Annotated in this window: 21 protein-coding genes and 1 pseudogene; 12 read left to right on the top strand and 10 right to left on the bottom strand. The window is 69.4% G+C overall.

What is annotated here, in order from left to right; all coding sequences use genetic code 11:
• The first annotated feature begins 25 nt into the window (after positions 1 to 25).
• The 5 genes from dnaK (at position 26) to OG303_RS23985 (ending at position 5,569) form a co-directional block, all read left to right on the top strand.
• The gene (gene dnaK, locus OG303_RS24005) at positions 26 to 1,873 is read left to right on the top strand and encodes a molecular chaperone DnaK (RefSeq protein WP_405870769.1); all 1,848 of its coding nucleotides are present in this window, start codon (positions 26 to 28) and stop codon (positions 1,871 to 1,873) included.
• Positions 1,870 to 2,535 (top strand): nucleotide exchange factor GrpE, encoded by a 666-nt coding sequence (gene grpE / locus OG303_RS24000; RefSeq protein ID WP_405870768.1) that lies wholly within the window; start codon positions 1,870 to 1,872, stop codon positions 2,533 to 2,535. The genes dnaK and grpE overlap by 4 nt, the downstream gene beginning before the upstream one ends.
• A 33-nt stretch (positions 2,536 to 2,568) precedes the next feature.
• Positions 2,569 to 3,747, top strand: coding sequence for a molecular chaperone DnaJ (gene dnaJ / locus OG303_RS23995; RefSeq protein ID WP_405870767.1), 1,179 nt, complete (start codon positions 2,569 to 2,571; stop codon positions 3,745 to 3,747).
• A 5-nt stretch (positions 3,748 to 3,752) separates the two neighbouring features.
• Positions 3,753 to 4,202: a heat shock protein transcriptional repressor HspR gene (locus tag OG303_RS23990; protein WP_405870765.1), complete on the top strand. Its 450-nt coding sequence runs from the start codon at positions 3,753 to 3,755 to the stop codon at positions 4,200 to 4,202.
• Positions 4,203 to 4,462: 260 nt separating this feature from the next.
• The gene (locus tag OG303_RS23985) at positions 4,463 to 5,569 is read left to right on the top strand and encodes a substrate-binding domain-containing protein (RefSeq protein ID WP_405870763.1); all 1,107 of its coding nucleotides are present in this window, start codon (positions 4,463 to 4,465) and stop codon (positions 5,567 to 5,569) included.
• A 51-nt stretch (positions 5,570 to 5,620) separates the two neighbouring features.
• Here the strand turns inward: OG303_RS23985 and OG303_RS23980 are convergent, their stop codons facing one another.
• The 3 genes from OG303_RS23980 to OG303_RS23970 are packed head-to-tail and all read right to left on the bottom strand — an operon-like array spanning position 5,621 to position 8,959.
• The gene (locus OG303_RS23980; protein WP_405870761.1) at positions 5,621 to 6,484 is read right to left on the bottom strand and encodes a transglutaminase N-terminal domain-containing protein; all 864 of its coding nucleotides are present in this window, start codon (positions 6,482 to 6,484) and stop codon (positions 5,621 to 5,623) included.
• A gap of 1 nt (position 6,485) precedes the next feature.
• Entirely contained in the window at positions 6,486 to 7,418 is a 933-nt protein-coding gene (locus tag OG303_RS23975) for an alpha-E domain-containing protein (RefSeq protein ID WP_405870759.1), read from the bottom strand.
• Positions 7,415 to 8,959, bottom strand: coding sequence for a circularly permuted type 2 ATP-grasp protein (locus OG303_RS23970; protein ID WP_405870757.1), 1,545 nt, complete (start codon positions 8,957 to 8,959; stop codon positions 7,415 to 7,417). Before OG303_RS23970 ends, OG303_RS23975 begins: the two co-directional genes overlap by 4 nt.
• A gap of 253 nt (positions 8,960 to 9,212) precedes the next feature.
• On the opposite strand from OG303_RS23970, the gene OG303_RS23965 reads away from it, so the two are divergent.
• A complete protein-coding gene (locus OG303_RS23965) occupies positions 9,213 to 10,253 on the top strand; it encodes a LuxR C-terminal-related transcriptional regulator (RefSeq protein WP_405870756.1) in 1,041 nt (346 codons plus the stop codon).
• Here the strand turns inward: OG303_RS23965 and OG303_RS23960 are convergent.
• Positions 10,207 to 11,241, bottom strand: coding sequence for a LuxR C-terminal-related transcriptional regulator (locus OG303_RS23960; protein WP_405870754.1), 1,035 nt, complete (start codon positions 11,239 to 11,241; stop codon positions 10,207 to 10,209). The genes OG303_RS23965 and OG303_RS23960 overlap by 47 nt on opposite strands.
• A gap of 32 nt (positions 11,242 to 11,273) precedes the next feature.
• A complete protein-coding gene (locus OG303_RS23955; protein ID WP_405870753.1) occupies positions 11,274 to 12,257 on the bottom strand; it encodes a helix-turn-helix transcriptional regulator in 984 nt (327 codons plus the stop codon).
• Between the two features lie 154 nt (positions 12,258 to 12,411).
• Here OG303_RS23955 and OG303_RS23950 point away from each other — a divergent pair, with 154 nt between their 5' ends.
• Positions 12,412 to 12,630, top strand: a complete 219-nt coding sequence (locus OG303_RS23950) for a hypothetical protein (protein ID WP_405870751.1) — start codon at positions 12,412 to 12,414, stop codon at positions 12,628 to 12,630.
• A complete protein-coding gene (locus OG303_RS23945) occupies positions 12,627 to 12,962 on the top strand; it encodes a hypothetical protein (RefSeq protein ID WP_016437222.1) in 336 nt (111 codons plus the stop codon). The genes OG303_RS23950 and OG303_RS23945 overlap by 4 nt, the downstream gene beginning before the upstream one ends.
• A 148-nt stretch (positions 12,963 to 13,110) precedes the next feature.
• On the opposite strand, the gene OG303_RS23940 is transcribed toward OG303_RS23945, so the two are convergent.
• The gene (locus tag OG303_RS23940; RefSeq protein ID WP_405870749.1) at positions 13,111 to 13,524 is read right to left on the bottom strand and encodes a pyridoxamine 5'-phosphate oxidase family protein; all 414 of its coding nucleotides are present in this window, start codon (positions 13,522 to 13,524) and stop codon (positions 13,111 to 13,113) included.
• A 131-nt stretch (positions 13,525 to 13,655) separates the two neighbouring features.
• On the opposite strand from OG303_RS23940, the gene clpB reads away from it, so the two are divergent.
• Positions 13,656 to 16,253: an ATP-dependent chaperone ClpB gene (gene clpB / locus OG303_RS23935; RefSeq protein ID WP_405870747.1), complete on the top strand. Its 2,598-nt coding sequence runs from the start codon at positions 13,656 to 13,658 to the stop codon at positions 16,251 to 16,253.
• 138 nt (positions 16,254 to 16,391) lie between these two features.
• Positions 16,392 to 16,925 (top strand): YbjN domain-containing protein, encoded by a 534-nt coding sequence (locus tag OG303_RS23930; RefSeq protein WP_405870745.1) that lies wholly within the window; start codon positions 16,392 to 16,394, stop codon positions 16,923 to 16,925.
• Positions 16,926 to 16,939: 14 nt separating this feature from the next.
• Here the strand turns inward: OG303_RS23930 and OG303_RS23925 are convergent, their stop codons facing one another.
• The 4 genes from OG303_RS23925 to OG303_RS23910 all read right to left on the bottom strand — a co-directional run bounded on the left by OG303_RS23925 (position 16,940) and on the right by OG303_RS23910 (position 21,931).
• Positions 16,940 to 18,145: a hypothetical protein gene (locus tag OG303_RS23925; protein ID WP_405870744.1), complete on the bottom strand. Its 1,206-nt coding sequence runs from the start codon at positions 18,143 to 18,145 to the stop codon at positions 16,940 to 16,942.
• 69 nt (positions 18,146 to 18,214) lie between these two features.
• On the bottom strand, positions 18,215 to 19,405 hold the full coding sequence (locus OG303_RS23920) for a pyridoxal phosphate-dependent aminotransferase (RefSeq protein WP_405870742.1): 1,191 nt from the start codon (positions 19,403 to 19,405) through the stop codon (positions 18,215 to 18,217).
• A gap of 682 nt (positions 19,406 to 20,087) precedes the next feature.
• Complete coding sequence (locus OG303_RS23915; RefSeq protein WP_405870740.1) at positions 20,088 to 20,786, bottom strand: DUF2637 domain-containing protein; 699 nt, start codon at positions 20,784 to 20,786, stop codon at positions 20,088 to 20,090.
• 776 nt (positions 20,787 to 21,562) lie between these two features.
• The gene (locus OG303_RS23910; protein ID WP_405877444.1) at positions 21,563 to 21,931 is read right to left on the bottom strand and encodes a hypothetical protein; all 369 of its coding nucleotides are present in this window, start codon (positions 21,929 to 21,931) and stop codon (positions 21,563 to 21,565) included.
• Positions 21,932 to 22,140: 209 nt separating this feature from the next.
• On the opposite strand from OG303_RS23910, the gene OG303_RS23905 reads away from it, so the two are divergent.
• Together OG303_RS23905 and OG303_RS23900 are read left to right on the top strand one after the other, a co-directional pair.
• Complete coding sequence (locus OG303_RS23905; RefSeq protein ID WP_405870738.1) at positions 22,141 to 22,335, top strand: mobile element transfer protein; 195 nt, start codon at positions 22,141 to 22,143, stop codon at positions 22,333 to 22,335.
• Positions 22,336 to 22,466: 131 nt separating this feature from the next.
• Positions 22,467 to 22,673, top strand: a pseudogene (locus OG303_RS23900) (site-specific integrase); the annotation flags it as partial.
• Positions 22,674 to 22,967 lie beyond the last annotated feature (294 nt).

The raw sequence follows: 22,967 nt of genomic DNA, 5'->3' as shown, positions 1-22,967 counted from the left end.
CTCAAGTCAGCTGGAGGAAATCACCATGGCACGTGCGGTCGGCATCGACCTGGGCACGACTAACTCCGTCGTCAGCGTTCTGGAGGGCGGCGAGCCCACCGTCATCACCAACGCCGAGGGTGCCAGGACCACGCCGTCCGTCGTCGCCTTCGCCAAGAACGGTGAAGTGCTGGTCGGCGAGGTGGCCAAGCGCCAGGCGGTCACGAACGTGGACCGGACCATCCGCTCCGTGAAGCGTCACATGGGCACGGACTGGAAGATCGAGCTCGACGGCAAGGTCTTCAACCCGCAGCAGATGTCCGCGTTCATCCTGCAGAAGCTGAAGCGCGACGCCGAGTCCTACCTGGGCGAGAAGGTGACCGACGCGGTCATCACCGTCCCGGCGTACTTCAACGACTCCGAGCGCCAGGCGACGAAGGAAGCCGGCGAGATCGCCGGTCTCAACGTCCTGCGCATCGTCAACGAGCCCACCGCGGCCGCGCTCGCGTACGGCCTCGACAAGGACGACCAGACGATCCTCGTCTTCGACCTCGGTGGCGGCACCTTCGACGTGTCCCTCCTGGAGATCGGTGACGGCGTCGTCGAGGTGAAGGCCACCAACGGCGACAACCACCTCGGTGGTGACGACTGGGACCAGCGTGTCGTCGACTACCTGGTCAAGCAGTTCGCCAGCGGTCACGGCGTGGACCTCGGCAAGGACAAGATGGCCCTGCAGCGCCTGCGCGAGGCTGCCGAGAAGGCCAAGATCGAGCTGTCCTCGTCCACCGAGACCTCGATCAACCTGCCCTACATCACGGCGTCCGCCGAGGGCCCGCTGCACCTGGACGAGAAACTCACCCGGGCTCAGTTCCAGCAGCTGACGGCCGACCTGCTGGAGCGCTGCAAGACGCCGTTCCACAACGTCATCAAGGACGCCGGCATCTCCATCAACGAGATCGACCACGTCGTCCTCGTCGGTGGCTCCACCCGTATGCCCGCCGTGGCCGAGATCGTCCGCGAGCTCACCGGTGGCAAGGACGCCAACAAGGGCGTCAACCCGGACGAGGTCGTCGCCATCGGCGCCGCCCTGCAGGCCGGTGTCCTCAAGGGTGAGGTCAAGGACGTCCTGCTCCTCGACGTGACCCCGCTGTCCCTCGGTATCGAGACCAAGGGCGGCATCATGACGAAGCTCATCGAGCGGAACACGACGATCCCGACCAAGCGGTCCGAGATCTTCACCACCGCCGAGGACAACCAGCCGTCCGTGCAGATCCAGGTCTACCAGGGCGAGCGCGAGATCGCGGCGTACAACAAGAAGCTCGGGATGTTCGAGCTGACCGGTCTGCCGCCGGCCCCGCGCGGTGTCCCGCAGATCGAGGTCGCCTTCGACATCGACGCCAACGGCATCATGCACGTGACCGCGAAGGACCTGGGCACGGGCAAGGAGCAGAAGATGACCGTCACCGGCGGCTCCTCGCTGCCGAAGGACGAGGTCGACCGGATGCGCCAGGAGGCCGAGAAGTACGCGGAGGAGGACCACGCCCGCCGCGAGGCCGCCGAGAGCCGCAACCAGGGCGAGCAGCTCGTCTACCAGACGGAGAAGTTCCTCAAGGACAACGAGGACAAGGTCCCGGGCGAGATCAAGACCGAGGTCGAGGCGTCCGTCGAGGAGCTGAAGGCCGCGCTCAAGGGCGAGGACACCGCCGAGATCCGCACCGCCACCGAGAAGGTCGCGGCCGTCTCGCAGAAGCTGGGCCAGGCCATGTACGCCGACGCCCAGTCCTCGCAGGCCGCCGCGGGCGGCGAGGCTCCCGGTGCCGAGGCCCCCAAGGCCGACGATGACGTCGTCGACGCCGAGATCGTCGACGAGGACCGCAAGGACGGTGCCGCGTGACGGAGGAGACCCCGGGTTTCGACGAGAAGCCTGACGTCCCCTCCGGCGCCACCCCCGACGACGCCGAGCCGCAGGCCGCCTCCCCCTCCTCGGGGGAGGGGGCGGCCCCGGCCGGGGACGCAGCAGTACAGATCGCCGGTCTGACGGCCCAGCTGGACCAGGTGCGCAAGGCGCTCGACGAGCGCACCGCGGACCTCCAGCGGCTCCAGGCCGAGTTCCAGAACTACCGCCGCCGGGTCGAGCGGGACCGGATCACGGTCAAGGAGATCGCCATCGCGAACCTCCTGACCGAGCTCCTGCCCGTACTCGACGACATCGGCCGCGCGCGGGAACACGGCGAACTCGTCGGCGGATTCAAGTCCGTCGCGGAGTCGCTGGAGACCGTGGCGGCGAAGATGGGGCTGCAGCAGTTCGGCAAGGAGGGCGAGCCCTTCGACCCGACGATCCACGAGGCCCTGATGCACTCGTACGCGCCGGACGTCACCGAGACGACGTGCGTGGCGATTCTGCAGCCCGGGTATCGCTTCGGCGAGCGCACCATCCGCCCCGCGCGGGTGGCCGTGGCCGAACCCCAGCCGGGGGCGCAGACCGTCAAGGCGGACTCCCAGGATTCTGCCGAGGCGGCCGACGACAAGGAGAGCGGTGGCCCGGACGAGGGCTGAGTTTGAACCGATGAGAAAGGAGGGGCGTCGAGGATGAGCACCAAGGACTTCATCGAGAAGGACTACTACAAGGTCCTCGGCGTCCCCAAGGACGCCACCGAGGCCGAGATCAAGAAGGCGTACCGGAAGCTCGCCCGCGAGTTCCACCCGGACGCCAACAAGGGCAACGCCAAGGCCGAGGAGCGCTTCAAGGAGATCTCCGAGGCGAACGACATCCTCGGGGACCCCAAGAAGCGCAAGGAGTACGACGAGGCCCGCGCCCTCTTCGGCAACGGCGGCTTCCGTCCGGGGCCGGGCGCGGGCGGCGGGAACTTCAACTTCGACCTGGGTGACCTCTTCGGAGGCGGCACCCAGGGCGGCCAGGGTTCCGGCGGCTTCGGCGGCGGGATCGGTGACGTCTTCGGGGGCCTGTTCAACCGCGGCAGCTCCGGCACCACCCGGGTGCAGCCCAGGCGCGGCCAGGACGTCGACACCGAGGTCAGCCTCAGCTTCACCGAGGCGATCGAGGGGGCGACGGTCCCGCTGCGCATGTCCTCGCAGTCACCCTGCAAGGCCTGTTCCGGCACCGGCGACGCGAACGGCAACCCCCGGGTGTGCCCGACGTGCGTCGGCACCGGCCAGGTGGCGCGGGGCTCCGGCGGCGGTTTCTCGCTCACCGACCCCTGCCCGGACTGCAAGGGCCGCGGCCTGATCGCGGAGAACCCCTGCGACGTCTGCAAGGGCAGCGGTCGCGCCAAGTCGTCCCGGACCATGCAGGTCCGCATCCCCGCCGGGGTGTCGGACGGCCAGCGCATCCGGCTGCGCGGCAAGGGCGCACCGGGTGAACGGGGCGGCCCCGCAGGCGACTTGTACGTCACCGTGCACGTCGACGCGCACCCGGTGTTCGGCCGCAAGGGCGACAACCTGACCGTCACCGTCCCGGTGACGTTCACGGAGGCGGCCCTCGGCGGCGAGGTCAGGGTCCCCACCCTGGGCGGCCCTCCCGTCACCCTGAAGCTGCCGCCCGGCACGCCCAACGGGCGCACCATGCGGGCCCGCGGCAAGGGCGCGGTCCGCAAGGACGGCACCCGCGGCGACCTCCTGGTCACCGTCGAGGTGAGTGTCCCGGCGGACCTGACGGGGAAGGCTCGTGACGCGCTCGAGGCGTATCGCGAGGCAACCGCGGGCGAGGACCCGCGGGCGGAGCTGTTCCAGGCCGCGAAGGGAGCTTGACAGAGATGGACGGCCGTCGACGCAACCCGTACGAACTGACCGAGGAAACCCCGGTCTACGTCATCTCGGTGGCGGCCCAGCTCTCCGGCCTGCACCCGCAGACCCTGCGCCAGTACGACCGGCTCGGCCTGGTCTCGCCCGACCGCACGCCCGGCCGCGGCCGCCGTTACTCGGCCCGCGACATCGAACTGCTGCGTGCCGTGCAGCAGTTGTCCCAGGACGAGGGCATCAACCTGGCCGGCATCAAGCGGATCATCGAACTGGAGAACCAGGTGGCCGCGCTCCAGCAGCGCGTCGCCGAACTCCAGACGGCGGTCGAGGGCGCGGCGGCGGCCATGCAGCAGCGCGAGGCGGCGGTGCACGCGTCGTACCGCCGTGACCTGGTTCCGTACCAGGAGGTGCAGCAGACCAGCGCGCTGGTGGTGTGGCGGCCGAAGCGGCAGCAGTCCGACTGAGGCCGTCGCAATCAAGCCGTGAGAGGGGCCCGGAGAAAACCTCCGGGCCCCTCTCGTATGCCGGTTGTGGGCGAGTGCAGAGACCGTAAAGGGCGGTAGGAGGCGATTCCGCCATGTCTTCACAAGATCCACAGGGCGTGGTGTTGCGCACTCGTTAAGTATTCTGCTTGACGTCCGGGGTCGGCTCCGCGTTGGCTTTTCAGTCACCTGGGTTGCACTGCTGCACCCGCGTCCGGAAGACACCAGAAGTGAGCATCTCCATGCGTCGTACCGCCATAGCCGTCGCAGTGTCCGCCATGACTCTGTCGCTCTCCTCCTGCGGCGCGCTGAACGTGACGGGGGACGGCAGCTCGGCGAGCCCGACGAAGGGGAACGACGTCACCATCGGGCTGCTCCTGCCGGAGACGGCCAACACCCGGTACGAGGACTTCGACTACCCCATCATCAAGTCCCAGGTCGCCTCGCTCACCAAGAAGCGGGGCAAGGTCGACTACGCCAACGCGGGCCAGAACGCGGACAAGCAGGCGAGCCAGATGCAGAAGATGATCGACGACAAGGTCGACATCATCCTGCTGGACGCCGTGGACTCGCACGCCATCGCCGGTGAGGTGAAGAAGGCGAAGGACGCCGGTATCCCGGTCATCGCCTACGACCGGCTGGCCGAGGGCCCCATCGACGCGTACATCTCCTTCGACAACGAACTCGTCGGCGAGGTCCAGGCCCGCTCCCTGCTCGACGCGCTGGGCAGCGACGTCGACACCTCCGACAAGATCGTCATGATGAACGGCTCGCCCACCGACCCGAACGCCAAGCAGTTCAAGGCGGGCGCCCTGTCCGAACTCAACGGCAAGGTGACGATCGCCAAGTCGTACGACACCAAGGACTGGGACCCGAAGAACGCCGAGGCCAACATGACCGCGGCGATCAACGCGATCGGCAAGGGCAACATCGCCGGCGTCTACTCCGCCAACGACGGCATGGCCGGCGGCATCGTCAAGGCCATGGAGGATGCCGGCATCACCAAGCTGCCGCCGCTCACCGGGCAGGACGCGGAACTCGCGGCCGTGCAGCGGGTCGTGTCGGGCGAGCAGTACATGAGCGTCTACAAGTCGTACCCGCAGGAGGCCCAGGCCGCCGCGCAGATGGCGGTGGCCAAGGTGCAGGGCAAGGACATCGAGTTCGACGCCCTCACCCAGGACACGGTCGACAGCCCCACCAACAAGGACATCCCCGCGCAGCTCGTCACCGTGACCGCCCTGACGAAGAAGAACATCAAGGCGACGGTCGTCGCGGACGGCATCTACAAGATCTCGCAGATCTGCACGTCGAAGTACGCGTCGGACTGCGCGGCGATCGGCCTGAAGTAGGCGACGAGGGCCGAGGAGCGGCAGGCCGCCCCCCGACCATCTCCCGGGCGTTCACCCCACCCGGGTGAACTCCACCGACACCTCCGGCGGGCCGCCCGCCACGCCCCGGTAGATCCCCTTGTGCGGGGTGACGTCGTCGTAGTCGCGGCCCCGGCCCACCACCACGTGGGACTCGTCGGCGCGGGTCCGGTTGGTGGGGTCGTAGCCGCACCAGTCGCCCGCCCAGTACTCGATCCAGGCGTGGCTCTGTCCGGCGACGGGGCGGTGCAGTTCGGCCTCGCGCTCCGGGTGGAGGTAGCCGGAGACGTACCGCGTGGGCAGCCCCAGGCTCCGCAGCAGGGCGATGGTGAGGTGCGTGATGTCCTGGCAGACGCCCGCGCCCTGCTCCCAGGCCTCCGCGGCGGACGTGTTCACGCTTGTGGCGCCCGGGACGAAGGACACCCGGTCGGCGACCAGGGCCGAGACCGCGATCGCCGTCCCGTGCGGGTCGAGGCCGGCCGCCGCCTTCCGCGCCTTCTTGACCAGCTTCGCCGGGACCGTCGTACGGCCCGTCGGGTCCGCGAACTCCAACAGGCGGGAGTTCGCGGTCTGTTCGGCCACCTCCGCCCAGGTGGGCGCCGGCGGCAGCGGTTCCGGCGGGGACGTCTCGACCAGGCTGGAGGCTGTGATGGTGAGGGTGCCGTGCGGGTCCATCAGGTCGAAGCCGGTGACCTGGGTGCCCCAGTAGTCCCAGTACGACCAGGTGGCGGTCGCGGGGCTGACGGTGACGCGGGCGTCCAGGGTGGTCTGGCCGGGGAGCGTCAGCGGGGTCATGCGGAGCTCGTTGTGCGAGGAGGCCGCGGGCTGGGCGTAGGAGACGCGGGTGGTGTGCTTGATGCGGAGGCGGCGCGTGCCCTGAGTGCTCATGATGCTCATCTCACGCTCCTTCCTGGGCCCACTCGATGGGCCCCTGGTACGGGAAGAACCGCTCGGCCACCGCGTCCGCGGACGCCATGCAGGCCTGTTGCAAGTCCCCCAGCAGTGCGGGCAGTTGGCTCTCCAGGGCGTGTGTGTCCAGATACTCGAGGCCGGTGCGCAGCCGGCCGATCGGGCGGCGTGCCGGGTCCTGGCGGGGGCGGCCGAGGGCGGTGAGGCACTCCTCGGCGGTGGTCAGGGCGTGCAGCGCGGAGCGCGGGAAGTCCCGGTCCAGGAGCAGGAATTCGGCCACCCGCGGGGTGTCGCCGAAACCGCCGTACACGCGCGCGTACGCCTCGTCGGCGCCCGAAGCGCTCAGCAGCGTCGGCCAGTCGGGCGCGTGCGCGGCGTCCAGCACGCGCACGGACAGCAGCCGTACGGTCATGTCCACCCGCTCCAGGCTGCGGCCCAGCACGACGAAACGCCAGCTGTCGTCGCGGCTCATGGTCGAGTCGGCGAGCCCGAAGAACAGGGCCGCCCGGCGGCGGACCAGCTCCAGATAGGCGTAAGGGCCGGTACGGCGGGCCGCCAGCCGCTGGTCGGCCAGGGCGTGCCAGGTGGAGTTGAGGCACTCCCACATCTCGGAGGAGACGGCCTCACGGGCGCTTCGCGCGTTCAGCCGGGCGGCGCCAAGGGCGCCCTCGATCGAGCAGGTCGAGCGGGCGTCGAAGGCGAGCTGGTCCAGGACCTGTTGCATGTCCACGCGCTCGTCGCCCGCGTCGACGCCGAGGATCGCGTACAGCGACCGGCAGGCCACGTCCTCGTCGCGCCAGGGGTCCTCCAGCATGCGGTGCAGATACGCGTCGAGGATGCGGCCCGTGGCGTCCGCCCGCTCGACGTAACGGCCGGTCCAGGTCAGGGCCTCGGCTATCCGGGAGAGGATCACGTCGTTCACTGCTGCTGCGCCCCTTCCAGTACGACGGTGGGGATGCCGTCGGGTCCGAGCTGGCGCGGGGCCACCTCGGGGAGTGAGCCCTCGCCGACGGTGGCCGGCGGCTCGGCCGGGCCCTCCGCGAGCACCCAGGTGTCCTTGGAGCCGCCGCCCTGGCTGGAGTTGACGATCAGGTTGCCCTCCTGGAGGGCGACGCGGGTCAGCCCGCCGGGCAGCACCCAGACATCGTTGCCGTCGTTGACGGCGAACGGGCGCAGGTCGATGTGGCGCGGTGCCATCCGCTCGCCCGCGAGGGTCGGGGAGGTGGACAGGGCGACGGGCCGCTGGGCGATGAAGCCGCGCGGGTCGGCGGTGACGGCTTTGCGAGTGCGTTCGAGTGTCTTTGCGTCGGCCTTCGGTCCGATCACGATTCCCTGGCCGCCGGCGCCGTCGACGGGCTTGACGACCAGTTGGTCGATCTGGTCGAGGACCGCCTCCAACTGGCCTGGTTCGTCGGGCCGGAAGGACTCCACGTTGGGGAGAATCGGTTCCTCGGAGAGGTAGTAGCGGATCAGGTCGGGGACGTAGGTGTAGAGCAGTTTGTCGTCGGCGATCCCGTTGCCGACCGCATTCGCGAGTGTGACGTTGCCCGCCATGGCCGCGCCCATGATGCCGGGGCAGCCGATCACCGAGTCGGGGCGGAAGTGGAGCGGGTCGAGGAAGTCGTCGTCCAGGCGCCGGTATACGACGTGGACGGGCACCTCGCCGCGCGTGGTGCGCATCCACACGCGGTTGCTGCGGCAGACCAGGTCGTGTCCCTCCACCAGCTGCACGCCCATCAGGCGGGCGAGCAGGGCGTGTTCGAAGTAGGCGGCGTTGCTGGGGCCCGGGGTGAGGACGACGACCCTTGGGTCCTGTACCCCGTCGGGGGCGGCGGCACGCAGAGCGGCGAGGAGCCGCTGCGCGTACCCGTCGACGGGCAGGACGTGCTGTTCGGCGAAGAGGGACGGGAAGATCCGGGTCATGGCCCGGCGGTTCTCGATGACGTAACTGACCCCGCTGGGCACCCGCACGTTGTCCTCGAGCACCCGGAAGTCCCCGGCCTCGTCGCGTACGAGGTCGATGCCGGCGACGTGGATGCGCACCCCGCCCGGCGGCTCGACGCCCTGCGCCGCCCGGTGGAAATGCGGGGAGTTGAGAAGCAGCCGCCAGGGCACGACACCGTCGTCGAAGGCGCGGCAGTGCCCGTAGGCGTCGGCGAGGTAGGCCTCCAGGGCTCTGACTCTCTGGGCCACGCCGCGTTGGATGAGATCCCATTCGAGGGCGTCGAGGATGCGCGGCACCAGGTCCAGCGGCCAGGGTCGTTCCTCGCCCGCGAAGGCGTAGGTCACACCGCGGTCCGTGAAGGCGCGGGCCATCTGGTCCGCGCGGAACCTGAGTTCACTCGGCTCGATCGGCTGCAGCGCCGCCAGTACCGGCTCGTAGGCGGTTCTGACCTCACCCGGCCGCTCAAACATCTCGTCCCACGCATCGGCCAACGCGTATGCGTCAAATATGTCCGCCATGAGGGGACGTTAGAGGCGTTGTGTAACACAACGATCACTGCGGCATTTCCGGCAGCTTGCGCACCGGGGCGGAGCCGGCGGGGTGCCTCGGACCACCATCAGCTTGTTGCAGGACGGCTGGAGGAGGACCGTAGAAACCGGGAGTTATCGGGGCGTTACGGCGTTGACCTTTGGTCGAGCCGTGTTGCGGAGCCGGTCCGGTCCGCGCATAGTTGCGCTGCGGAACGCGGCGAAATCGGGGGTGGGATGAGCGATGGCCGGGCACGGGACGGACGAGCATCCACACGGTGCTGACCGACTGTGCGACGCCGGGGATCGTGTGTATTCCCGGGCCGTACGACGGGGCCGCGTGAGGCGCTGCGACGCCGAGCCGGTGCCCTGCCTGCTGGAGCTGGCCCTGCTGCACCCGGACCCCGACGACATGGACTGGCTGGTCCCGACGTCCCCGCAGGAGGTCATGACCCGGCTGCTGCGCGGGGTGTACGACGAGGTCAGCGCGAGTCAGCGGCGGGTGGGCGCGGCGGTCACCGCTGTCGAACGGTACGCGGGCCTGGGCCCCGCGACGCCGGCCGCCGGTTCCGCGGAGGGCACCGCGATCCGCGTCCTGGACGGGCTGTCGCGCATCCAGGCCGCGATGGACGAGGCCACCCAGGCGTGCACGACGGAGGTCCTCACGGTCCAGCCGGGCGGCATCCGTCCCGAGCACGAGCTGACGGAGGGGCTGCACCGGGCGCTGGCGCTGCGCAGCCGGGGAGTTCGCATGCGCGACCTGTACACGCATGTGGCCCGGCACGGACAGGGACTGCTCAACTACCTGGAACTGATGGGCGGTTCGGTCGAGGCCCGCACCCTCGACGAGGTGATCGACCGGCTGATCCTCTTCGACCGCACGGTGGCCTTCATCCCCGCCAACGCGGACCGCACCCTGGCCCTTGAGCTGCGCCACCCGGCCCTGGTCGCGTACCTGGTCACGGTCTTCGAGCGACTCTGGCGGCTGGCGATCCCGCTGACCGCGCCACTGCCCGACACCGGCATCGAGGGCATCTCCCACCGCGAGCAGTCCATCGCGGCGCTGCTGGCGGAGGGGCACCAGGACGCGGTGATCGCGGAGCGGCTCGGCATAAGCGTCCGCACCTGCCGCGCCCACATCGCCCGGCTCTCCGAGACCCTCGGCGCGGCCAGCCGGACCCAACTCGGCGTCCGTATCGCCCAGGTGGGCCTCGACGGCGCGCGTCACCCCGCCGACGTCACCCCGGTCGCTCTTCCCGGTCAAGAATCCCCGACTGTCCGATGAGATAGCCGAGTTGGGCCCGGCTCTCGCTGCCCAGGGTGGCCGCCAGCTTGACGATGTGGACCCGGGCGGTGCGGACGTTCAAGCCGAGGCGGTCGGCGATGTCGGCGTCGGTGTGGCCCTCGACGAGCAGGGCCGCGATGGCGCGCTGACGGTGGGTGACGCCCTTCGGGGACGGGTGCTGGACGGCCTCCGGGTACATGGGGGTGGCCAGGCGCCACAGCCGGTCGAACGTCGTGACGAAGAACGACAGCAGCGCCGGCTGGCGGACCTCGAGGGCGAGCGAGTTGTCCGTGCTCGCGGGCACGAAGGCGACCTTGCGGTCGATGACCAGCAGCCGCTGTGTCACCTCGTCGAGGGTGCGCGCCTCGACGTCGCCGGCCAGCTGCTCGTAGCGGGCGAGCACCGAGGGCGCGTGCCGCAGCGTGTGCTGGTAGAGCGTGCGGATACGGCCTCCGCGGCCCAGGAGCACCTGGTCGCGGGCGAGGGCCGCCGCGCGGCGCTCGGGGGAGATGCGGGTGTGGCTGGTGTGCGGCTGGATGGCGAGGAGCTCGCTGGAGGCGTCGGCCAGCGCGTGGTTGAGGGCCGCGTTGATCCGCTCCAGGCCGCTGAGCAGCCTGAGCGCCGGGGTGTCGTCCGGGGGTCCGGTACGGCGCTCACCGATCCGCAGGAGCGGTTCGAACGCCTCGGCCAGCCGCTCGCCTCGGCGCCGTTCGTCCGCGATGCGGTCCTCGGAGACCCGCAGCAACCGGCGCAGCGCCACGGCCGGGGCGACGGGCTCCAGCCAGGCGAGGTCGGAGACCGTGGGGTGCAGCAGCCCCGTGTCGACCAGGCAGGGGGCCGACACGGCGTCCCGGGCCGGTATCCGGCCCTCCCGCACCGCCCGCTCGTACAACTGCGCCCCGGCGGCGCACAGGTCCTCCACGCCGTGCTCGGCGTGCGGCACCGGGGCCACCCGCCGCCTCTCCTGGTCCTGCACCTCGCTGGTCATCCGGAAGCTCTCTTCGCATCGGCGCTCAGCACTCAGCTGTCGCGGTCCAGAATCCCCGACTGGGCGATCAGGAAGCCGAGTTGGGCCCGGCTGCCGCTGCCGAGCGCGGCCGCGAGCTTGGCGATGTGGGCCCGGCAGGTACGCACGTTCATGCCGAGCCGGCGCGCGATCGCCTCGTCGACGTGGCCCTCGATCAGCAGCTTGGCGATGGACCGCTGGACGCCGGTGATGCCCTCGGGGGTGGACTCGTAGGGCACCTCCTCCAGCAGGGGGGTGGCCCGCTGCCAGAGCTGTTCGAAGACCTTGATGAGGTACTGGACGAGTCCCGGGTGCCGCAGTTCCAGTGCGACCTGGCGGTCGTCCTGGGCGGGGATGAAGGCGACCGTGCTGTCGCAGATGATCAGCCGCTCGATGAGCTCCTCGAGCGTGCGTATCTCAACCTTGGCGCCCGCCATCTGGTCCATGTAGGCGTAGGTGCTCTGACTGTGCCGGACGGTGTGCTGGTAGAGCGTGCGCATGGAGATGCCGCGCTCGATCAGCGGCTTGCTCCGCTTGAGCGCCTGGCTGAGGATGTGCTCCGGCCTGCTGCCGCCGGGCTGCACGGTCAGGACCTCGGCGCGGGCCTCGGCGATCGCCACGTCGAGCGCCGAGTGGATGCGTTCGATGCCCTCGAGGACGGTGATGGCGTGCGTGGTCGCCGGTTTCTGGGCACTGATGTCCAGGAAGGCCTGGAAGGTGTCCGCCAGGTCGAGCGTGGCCCGGCGGCGGTCCTGGATCTCCCGTTCCAGGGGCTGCAGTTGCTGCGCGAGCACCACCGACGGAGGAACCGGGCGCAGCCAGCCCGGGTCGTCCGGATCGGGGTGGAGCAGCGCGAATTCCAGCAAACAGGGCGCTGACTCGACCTCGTTCCGGGAGATACGTCCGGAACTGAGAGCACTGGCGTAGAGACGCGAACCGTTGGCACACAGGTCGGCTATGCCATGAGGATGTGTCGGCTTTGTGCTCTTAGATGGCAAATCTCCACCCCCCAGGGTCCTGAACGTGCAGGAACATGATGCATCTCTTGTGTGGCATTGACGTGCCTGAATGAGCCATCGTCTTGTTTCACGGGGGAGAGGAAGCCATCAAGTGAGGACGAAGCCGACCATGAAAAAGAGAATGCTTCGCTCGGTGCTTGCCACTGCCTTCGTAGTCGCGCTGGCCAGCGGTGCGGCTGGTCCTCTCGACGTCGGCTGGGTGAGCCCGACCAAGACCGAACACACTTCTGCCCAGGATGTCGGCTGGGCGGTCACCGCGTCCGGCGTTCCGAAGGATGTCGGCTGGGTCGTCGTGGCCTCCGACGGCTCCGGTGACGTCGGCTGGTCGACCCCGGCGGGCGCGGACGCATGACCACCCCACCCGACGACCGCTCCTTCCGACGCGAAATGGCCACCGCCTACCGCTCCGGCTGGCACTTCATCGATCTTGTCACCGCGATCCCCCACTCCGGTGACTCGTTGATGGTGACGGTCTTCGGTGAGCCGGTCGTCGTCACGCGCGACGAGGACGAGGACGTACGGGCGTACCGGTGTCTGCGGCGGCCTCGGGGGGCGCCGCAGCCCGTGCGATGTGCCATCAGGTACGGAATGATCTTTGTGAATCTCGACCAACGAGACCACCGGCTGGTGGAACCGGAAACCCCCGATGTTCGGACCATCTCAGCCACCCCCCGCAGTGCCTGAAGCGATTCCCCCGTCGTAACAGATCGCTCAGGTGCTTCCCCCCGCAGCGGCGTCACCGTGACCTGAACACGGTGACGCCGCTGCAGTTTTGCGGGCCTTTTTCCGGTAACGGCATATTTGGCCGACGCTGTTCTGTGGCTGAAAACAGTCATCCGAGCCCCATCGCCCGCGTCAGCTCGATCTCGATCACCACGCGGGACGGGTTCGGCCCCGGCGTCCGCTCGTAGCGCTCGGCATAGCGCCGTTCCGCCTCCGCGACCAGGTCACGCTCGGTCCGTACGAAGGCCCGGCCCTCCAGCGTGGCCCACCGCCGCCCGGCCACCTGGCACACCGCGACCCGGGCGCCCGCGGCCCCCGCGGCGAGCACGTTCGTCACCTTCGTGCTCGTCTTGTTCGCGATCACCCGAGCAAGGCGGGCCCCGGGATCGTATGTGACCCCGACGGGCACGACGTGCGGGCTGCCGTCCGGGCGCGGGGTCGTCAGCGTGCACAGGTGCCGCTCCCGCCAGAAGCTGAGGTACGCGGCGTCGGGGGCGCCGGGGTCCTGCGAATAGGTCGCCATGGCCACGGAACCTAGTCCCTGGGGCCTCCCGGCCCCTGCCTTGAGTGGAATAGACTCAACTTTGTGTACGCTGATTGAGTCAGCACTGGGAGAGACGTGGCCGACGGCTGACATAGGAGGAGAACGCGACAGTGGACGCCGAGCTGACCAACCGGAGCCGGGACGCGATCAGGGCGGCCGAGCAGCGGGCCGTGACCGACGGGCACCCGGATCTCACCCCCGCTCATCTGCTTCTGGCCCTGCTCCAGGGTCAGGACAACGAGAACATCACCGACCTGCTGGCCGCGGTCGACGCCGACCAGGCGGCCGTACGGGCCGGCGCGGAGAAGATCCTCGCCGGGCTGCCCAGCGTGACCGGCTCGACCGTCGCGCCCCCGCAGCCGAGCCGCGAGCTGCTCGCCGTGATCGCGGACGCCGGTGAGCGCGCCAAGGAGCTCGGCGACGAGTACCTCTCCACCGAGCACCTGCTCGTCGGCATCGCCGCGAAGGGCGGTGCGGCGGGGGACGTACTCTCCGGGCAGGGGGCCGACGCGAAGAAGCTGCAGGAGGCCTTCCAGCAGGCGAGGGGAGGACGCCGGGTGACCACACCCGACCCGGAGGGTCAGTACAAGGCGCTGGAGAAGTTCGGCACGGACTTCACGGCGGCGGCGCGCGAGGGCAGGCTCGACCCGGTCATCGGCCGGGACCCGGAGATCCGCCGTGTCGTCCAGGTGCTGTCCCGCCGCACGAAGAACAACCCCGTCCTCATCGGCGAGCCCGGCGTCGGCAAGACCGCCGTCGTCGAGGGGCTGGCCCAGCGCATCGTCAAGGGCGACGTGCCCGAGTCCCTCAAGGACAAGCGGCTGGTCGCGCTCGACCTCGGCGCGATGGTGGCCGGGGCCAAGTACCGCGGTGAGTTCGAGGAGCGGCTCAAGACCGTCCTGGCCGAGATCAAGAACTCCGACGGCCAGATCATCACCTTCATCGACGAGCTGCACACCGTCGTGGGCGCGGGCGCCGGCGGCGACTCCGCGATGGACGCCGGCAACATGCTGAAGCCGATGCTCGCGCGCGGCGAGCTGCGCATGGTCGGCGCGACCACGCTGGACGAGTACCGCGAGCGGATCGAGAAGGACCCGGCACTGGAGCGCCGCTTCCAGCAGGTCCTGGTGGCGGAGCCGACGGTCGAGGACACCATCGCGATCCTGCGCGGACTCAAGGGCCGCTACGAGGCCCACCACAAGGTCCAGATCGCCGACAGCGCGCTGGTGGCGGCCTCGACCCTCTCCGACCGCTACATCACCTCCCGCTTCCTGCCCGACAAGGCCATCGACCTCGTCGACGAGGCGGCCTCCCGGCTGCGCATGGAGATCGACTCGTCCCCCGTCGAGATCGACGAACTCCAGCGCGGCGTCGACCGGTTGAAGATGGAGGAGCTCGCCCTCGTCAAGGAGACCGACCCGGCCTCCCGCCAGCGCTTGGAGAAGCTGCGCCGCGACCTCGCCGACAAGGAGGAGGAGCTGCGCGGCCTGACCGCCCGCTGGGAGAAGGAGAAGCAGTCCCTCAACCGTGTCGGCGAGCTGAAGGAGAAGCTCGACGAACTGCGCGGGACGGCCGAACGGGCCCAGCGCGACGGCGACTTCGACACCGCCTCCAAGCTCCTGTACGGCGAGATCCCCACCCTGGAAAGGGACTTGGAGGCCGCCTCGGAGGCCGAGGAGGAGGTCTCCAAGGGCACCATGGTCAAGGACGAGGTCGGCTCCGACGACATCGCGGACGTCGTCGCCGCCTGGACCGGCATCCCCGCCGGCCGCCTCCTGGAGGGCGAGACGCAGAAACTCCTGCGCATGGAGGAGGAGTTGGGCCGCCGCCTCATCGGCCAGGGGGAGGCCGTGCAGGCGGTGTCCGACGCGGTACGGCGCACCCGCGCCGGCATCGCCGACCCGGACCGCCCCACCGGTTCCTTCCTCTTCCTCGGCCCCACGGGCGTCGGCAAGACCGAACTCGCCAAGGCCCTCGCGGACTTCCTCTTCGACGACGAGCGGGCGATGATCCGCATCGACATGTCGGAGTACGGCGAGAAGCACAGCGTGGCCCGCCTGGTCGGCGCCCCGCCCGGCTACGTCGGCTACGAGGAGGGCGGCCAGCTCACGGAGGCGGTGCGCAGGCGCCCGTACTCGGTGATCCTGCTCGACGAGGTGGAGAAGGCGCACCCCGAGGTCTTCGACGTCCTGCTCCAGGTGCTGGACGACGGCCGCCTGACGGACGGTCAGGGCCGTACGGTCGACTTCCGCAACACGATCCTGGTCCTGACCTCGAACCTGGGCAGCCAGTTCCTGGTGGACCCGCTGACCGGCGCGGAGGAGAAGAAGGAGCAGGTCCTGGAGGTGGTCCGGACGTCCTTCAAGCCGGAGTTCCTCAACCGCCTCGACGACCTCGTCGTCTTCTCGGCCCTGAACAAGGACGAGCTCACCCGCATCGCCCGCCTCCAGATCGACCGCCTGGCCAAGCGCCTCGCGGAACGGCGCCTCACCCTGCAGGTCACCGACGAGGCCCTGACCTGGCTCGCCGACGAGGGCAACGACCCGGCCTACGGTGCCCGCCCGCTGCGCCGCCTCGTCCAGACCGCCATCGGCGACCGCCTCGCCAAGGAGATCCTGTCCGGCGAGGTCAAGGACGGCGACACGGTCCGGGTGGACGCCTTCGGCGACGGGCTGATCGTGGGACCCGCCACGGGCAAGACGCTGTAGCGGACTCTCCCGATCATGGCCCTGTCACCCGCGAGTGACCGGATCGTGTCAGCCCGTGGCTGACAGGGCCGTCCTGGCTTGCCACCCCCCTCCCCGCATGGGGGAGGATGGCGGCATCCGTACGAAGGGAAATTCACGGTGACCATCGACCCGTCCTCGATTCCGAACTTCGGGGGCCAGCCAGAGCCGCAGCCCGGCGGACCGGCCGGCCCCGTCGTCCCGGATCAGGACCTCGTGAAGCAGCTCCTCGACCAGATGGAGCTCAAGTACGTCGTCGACGACGAGGGTGACCTCGCGGCGCCGTGGGAGCAGTTCCGTACGTACTTCATGTTCCGTGGAGAGGGAGACCAGCAGGTCTTCTCCGTGCGGACGTTCTACGACCGCCCCCACAAGATCGACGAGAAGCCGCTGCTGCTGGAGTCCATCGACGACTGGAACCGGCGGACCCTGTGGCCCAAGGTCTACAGCCACACCCACGACGACGGCACCGTCCGTCTGATCGGTGAGGCGCAGATGCTGATCGGCACCGGCGTCGCCCTGGAGCACTTCGTGTCCTCCACGGTCAGCTGGGTGCGCGCCGCCATCGAGTTCGACAAGTGGCTCGTCGAGCAGCTCGGCCTCGAGCAGGAGGTCAACGAGGCGGAGGACAAGCCCGAGGACGACGAGGAGTAGTCCTCGCTCCGCTCCTACAGCGGCGTGTCGGCGATCACGACCAGATACGCCCCGTAGCAGAACGAGAGCCCGGCCAGGGCGCCGACCACCACGGTCGCGTGCGCGGGCCGGGCTCTCGCCGTACGGACCAGGGCCCGGGCGAGGGGCAGCAGGAGCGGGAAGGCGGGCAGCAGGAAGCGGGGCTTCGACCCGAAGAAGCCCGAGCCGCCCAGCGCGATCAGCAGCAGGACGCCGCTGTAGACGAGAAGCGGCAGTGCGGCGCGGTCGGCGACGAGCAGCGCGTACAGCAGGACCGCCGCGGCGACGATCACCATGGTCATCGGGAACACGAACCGGTCCCCGTGCAGCAGCAGCTGCCGCACGAACTGCAGCGAGCCGCGCCCGAAGTCGAACCGCGACCCCCACAGCCGCTGCACCTCGAAGTACCCGCCGAGCAGATCCCCCGTGCGGTGCCCGACCCACAGGACGTACGCCGCCCACCCGGCGGGCGCGAGCGCGGCGCCCGTCCACAGCCTGTGGGAAACCTTCCCGCGCCGCGTGAAGACCTCGTACGCGGCCGCCGCGAGCACGGCGGCCGCGACCGCGAACCCGTTGGGCCGGGCCAGCCCCGCCAGCGCGGCCAGCGCACCCGCCCACAGCCAGCGCCCGCCGAGCACCGCGTACAGCGACCAGGCGGCGCAGGCGGTGAGCACGGGTTCCGTGTACGCCATGGTCAGCACGACCGAGTGCGGCAGCAGCCCCCAGAGCAGGACCAGCGCGGTCGCGACGGCCCGGCCGTGCAGCCGGGCGCCGACCGCGTAGATCCCGCAGGCGGCGACGGCGGCCGCGGTCCAGGACACCACCAGCCCGGACGCGCCCCCGCTCAGCGGGCTCACCGCGGTCACGGCCCGCACCAGCGCCGGGTAGAGCGGGAAGAACGCGAAGTCGCTCATGGCGACACCGGGCCGGAAGGACAGGTTGCGGCCGTACCCGTGCACGACGATCCCCAGGTACCACAGGGAGTCCCAGGAGCGTCCGAGCAGCGCGAGCGGGTTCCGTCCGGTCGCCCAGGCGACCGGTGCCAGCGCGGCGACGCCCAGCAGCCGGGCGGCGGCGAACAGCCCCAGGGCGCTGCCCATCGCCGCCGCCGTCGACAGCTGGGCGCGCTCCTGGGTGCAGGACTCCGGCTCCGGCTCCGCGACGGAGGCGGGGGCGGGGGTGAGGGTACTGACGTGGCTCACACCGGAACATTGCAGGGCGAAAGAGGCGTACGCGAGTGTTGGGCGGCCGGGTGGGTGATCAGGAACGCATCAGCCCGCGAGCGTCTTCAGCCGCTTGACCGCCTCCTCGAGCACCCCGGTCTGCTTGCAGAACGCGAACCGCACGAACGGCGCGCCCGCCTCCCGGTGGTCGTAGAACACGGCGTTCGGGATGGCGACGACGCCGGCCCGTTCCGGCAGGGCGCGGCAGAAGGCGAAGCCGTCGCTCTCGCCCAGGGGGCGGATGTCGGTGGTGATGAAGTACGTGCCGGCGGGCTTGAAGACCTCGAAGCCGGCGTCCGCCAGACCCGCCGCCAGCAGGTCCCGCTTGGCGAGCATGTCCTCGCGGAAGGCGGCGAAGTACGTGTCGGGCAGGGCCAGCGCCTCGGCGACGGCGTACTGGAACGGGCCGGACGAGACGTACGTCAGGAACTGCTTCGCCGAGCGGACCGCCGTGACCAGCCCCGGAGCCGCCGTCACCCACCCCACCTTCCACCCGGTGAAGGAGAAGGTCTTGCCGGCCGACCCGATGGTGACCGTCCGCTCCCGCATCCCCGGGAAGGTCGCGAGCGGCAGGTGTTCGGCGTCGTCGAAGACCAGGTGCTCGTACACCTCGTCCGTGACGACGAGCAGGTCCCGCTCGACGGCCAGCTCGGCGACGGCGGCGAGCTCCTCGCGGGTGAGGACCGTGCCGGTGGGGTTGTGCGGGGTGTTGATGAGCAGGAGGCGGGTGCGGTCGGTGACGGCGGCGCGCAGTTCGTCCAGGTCGAGCCGGAAGCTGCCTTCGTGCGGCCGCAGGGTGACGGGCACGCGCGTGCCGCCCGCCATCGCGATGCAGGCCGCGTACGAGTCGTAGTACGGCTCGAAGGCGATCACCTCGTCGCCGGGCTCCAGCAGTGCGAGGAGGGTGGCGGCGATGGCCTCGGTGGCGCCGGCGGTGACCAGGACCTCCGTGTCCGGGTCGTACGACAGCCCGTACCGCCGCTCCTGGTGCGCGGCGATCGCGGTGCGCAGCTCGGGGATGCCGGGGCCCGGCGGGTACTGGTTGCCGCGTCCGTCGCGCAGCGCCCGCACGGCGGCCTCGCGCACCTCCTCGGGCCCGTCCGTGTCGGGAAAGCCCTGGCCCAGGTTGATCGAGCCGGTCCGCAGGGCCAGGGCCGACATCTCGGCGAAGATCGTCGTCCCGAATTCGGCGAGACGGCGGTTGAGGAGGGGGCGGGTACTGGAGGTCATGCCGGTCATCCTGCGCCGAAGCTCTGGAGTTCCTCAACTCACGTCCGGCGTTTGGCACCCGCGGAGGCACCCAACGCACCGTCTCTGAGCAGGGGGAGGGTGGTCGGCAACTTGTCGTCGTCTGTCGGTGGTGGCCGCTGTCGGACGGCCCACAGACGGCCCGGGTGAGGGCCCGGATGAGCCTCTCGCCGCGCCTCCCGATCGAGGATGGGCACGGGCGTGGGTGGGCATCGTCATCTCATGTATCAGGTGCTCATAGCAGGCCTCGCCATAGCCGCCGTGATCCTCTCGGGGCTAGGGCCCTTCTGATGGATCTCCGCGGCGTCGCGACGCCCGGCACGCACGCTCACCGCACGGCGCGAAGGGCCAGGTGGCTCCGCCACATGATCCTCCACGCCGCACGCCGATCGCACGCACCGAACGCCGCTCCTTCTTCCACGGAGATCCATCAGAAGGGCCCTGGTCGTCGTGGTCCTGGCGCTGACCGTCAGAATGTGGGACGCCTGGTGGGCCAGATCGGCCCACGCCTTGGTCTTCCTGGCGGCCGCGGCGGGCGTGGCGTTCGGGATCCACTGGGGAATCCATGCGCTACCGCGGGACGGATGCGCGCACCGTTCATGCGTGACCGCGCCCGGCGACTAGGGCCTGTCTCCTCGATCACGAGTGATCCCCCAAGATCGAAGAGACAGGCCTAATCGCTCTTGCCTTTCGCGGGCTCAGGGTGTCTGGGGGTGTGGCGCTGACGGCGTCGGGAGGTTCTTTGGCGTGGTGGCCGGGTCAGTGTGATCTGCCGGACCAGTTGTTGGAAGCAGGCCAGGGACGCGATGGCCGGCAAGGCGGCAGCGGCAACACTTGTGAAGGTCCTCTCGGCCTCGGCCATGCAGAGGATTATCGCGAGTGAAGAAAACAGCAGAACGACGAACCAGGAGTGCATCGCACGTCGTTGGTGCAGGGCCGTTCGCAGGATGGAGAGCGAGGCCACCATCCAGGGGCCGTAGATCAGTAGAGGCCAGGCGTGAGCCGTGGCACCCCGTGAACCCGAGGCGACGTGTTGCAGCGGTGCGTAAGCCACAATGCCGCCGAAGACGCTCACCATCGATACGATTGCGGCCGCCAACGCGGCGATCACAAAGCTGACAGTCTGCAGCCATGTGAAGTGCACTTTGCGGGCCCGCACCTTCCGATGCCCGGCAGAGAAGCGCCGGATGGGTGGCAACTCGGCAGTGAGCTGCACCAGGTTGTCCATCGGGACGTTGGCGCCACCGACGTCGGAGGAGGAAGGCTCCCTACGAGGGGGCTGCACGGCAGTCCCCTGCTCTGCCGTCGCGACATCCTGCAAGAGGTGGGTGAGTTCCTCGACCGGGTCCCAGCTCTCTTGCGGGGGTGCCATTGAATGCAGGGTATTTGCAGAGCCCCTGCGCCCACCGGGCAACTGTCCGTCGGCGTACCCGCCGGGATGATGATCCTGCCGGGTGAACCAGTGATCCGGATAATCGTGATTCACGAAATCCGTCCCGTCACATACGGGTTGCGTGGCAATCGGAACGCCCCTGGCTGTTCCACCGCTGGCTGAGTTCCTCCTGGGCCGTATCCAGCAGGGTCAGGAGATCACTGAGCAGTGGCTCGGTGACCCGCAGTTCGACCTTCGCGCCGTCTACGTGCAGGGTGCCGCTGGCATCGGGCGATGAATATGCCGCGGCAGGCGTGAAGATGTATCGCCCTACCGCCACGCCACGGGGTGCAGGGGGATGCTCTGCTGTCCCTCCGGAGTGGGGCGAGGAAAAGAGACGTGCTTTCGTCATAGTCCACTAACGCATTTCGCACTTCCCCAGATGCGCGGCAAACGAGTGAGGGAATTTGGTAGAAATTTTAGAGAGGGTATTTGTAATTAGAGCCAACCGTGCTGCATCCAATGCGTAAAGAGTCGAGAGGGTTGTCCTTTGAGTTTTTTTCGGAAAGGAGGAACGGTTCGCCGCCCACGGACAGGGTCCGGCGGCATCCCCACAAAGGCTTCGACCCCGGCTCCCAGCGCACGCCACTTCGGACCCGCGGCCTCGAACGGCGCCCTCTCCATCCCGGTGCTGGCCGATCCCCCGCCGGAGGCGCAGAGGGGCCGGGCCCAAGGGGCCAGCCCGCGCTTGCGCGGGCCCTTGAACCAGTGGAAAATCAGTCGGTCGCGTGGGGCTTGAAGTCGTATGCGCAGGCGGGGAGTTCGGCGCCTTGGCGGTGTGCGAGCGGTAGGAAGAGTGCGGGCCGGATCGTCCAGGTGATGCATGTGCCGGCTTGGGTCACTGATACCGAACAGGGTTCGAACTGCAGTAGCGCTCGTCTTGTCCTGATGCGGCCGAAGTACAGCCAGTGCCATGCCTCGTCGGAGGCGTCCGGGTCCAGGGCCGGTGTGATCGTGCGGAGTGTGATGGCAACCCATCTGTCGGCCTGGGGTGCTGAGTAGGCGTCGAAGGATGCCGGGAGTGTGGGCTGTTCTGCGCCCGCCTCGGTGTCCCGGCACCCATGGCGTAAGCCGTCGCCGCGCAGCTCTGAAGGCGGATTTCGGCGGGAGGCGTTATCTCTTCCGCCGCACTCGCTGAGATCCTACGGCGGCCAAAAGGATCAGCAGCACAAAGCAGCACATGATGATCACGGTGGCCCAGGATTCGCCCACCCACCACCGGCCCGCTGCGGACGCGAGCCCCAGTATCACTGCGATCCCACCGAAGGCGATCAGCCCCCGTATTCCTCGTGACATGCCGCCTGTCTACACGCCCTCGCAGCCCTCGGGTGAGCGATCGACGAAAAGGAGACCACCCGTGACCGCCAACCGCGGCTGCGAGAAGCGCACCGCCGCCTGCACCGCCCCGCGCTACGGCTTCTCTGCCGACTACGACAGTCACGCCGCCGCCGAGTTGGCCGCCCGCACCCACCGCTGCCCCGTCCGCTGAGAGGGCCCCGCCCCCGTGACAGCAACTTCAACGGCAAAGAGTGGAAGCCCGCTCTCGAGGTCGCTGGCCTCATCCCGGAGGCAGACGACGACGGCAAGTACTAGTCCGCGCGTGAGCACGGCACGCACGCCCTCCGGCACTTCTACGCCTCCGCGTTGCTGGACGCTGACGAGAACATCAAGGCCGTCAGCAAGTACATGGGACACGCCGACCCGGCGCTTACGCTGCGGGTCTACGCCCACCTGATGCCCGACAGCCGCCAGCGGGCCCGCAGCGCCATCGACACGGTGTTTCAGCGCGTCTCCGAGGAAGGTCACGGCCCACAGACGGCCCAGTGACCCACGGACGGCCCCTGAACTGCCCTTTTGTGCAGGTCAGGGGCCGGTGCCCCGAGAGAACCCTCTGAAGTTCCTCAACTCTGCTTTGACCGGTGAGACGGCGGGGCATCCCCCGTTCACGCAAGAAGCGAGGCACCCACGGGGGGCTGCTTCGAGGACACCGAAAGGACGGTGACGCCATGTTCACCGGCTTCATCGTGGCAGCGGTAGTGATCGTGTTCGTGGGGATCGTCGTGTCGGCGGCGGGCAAGGGCGGGTCGAAGTCGTACGGCAGGGGGAGCCGGAGCGGCTCGT

Origin of the sequence: Streptomyces sp. NBC_00005 (assembly GCF_045160215.1) — a bacterium.
GTDB lineage: Bacteria > Actinomycetota > Actinomycetes > Streptomycetales > Streptomycetaceae > Streptomyces.
This window is presented reverse-complemented; position numbering and strand designations above follow the sequence as displayed.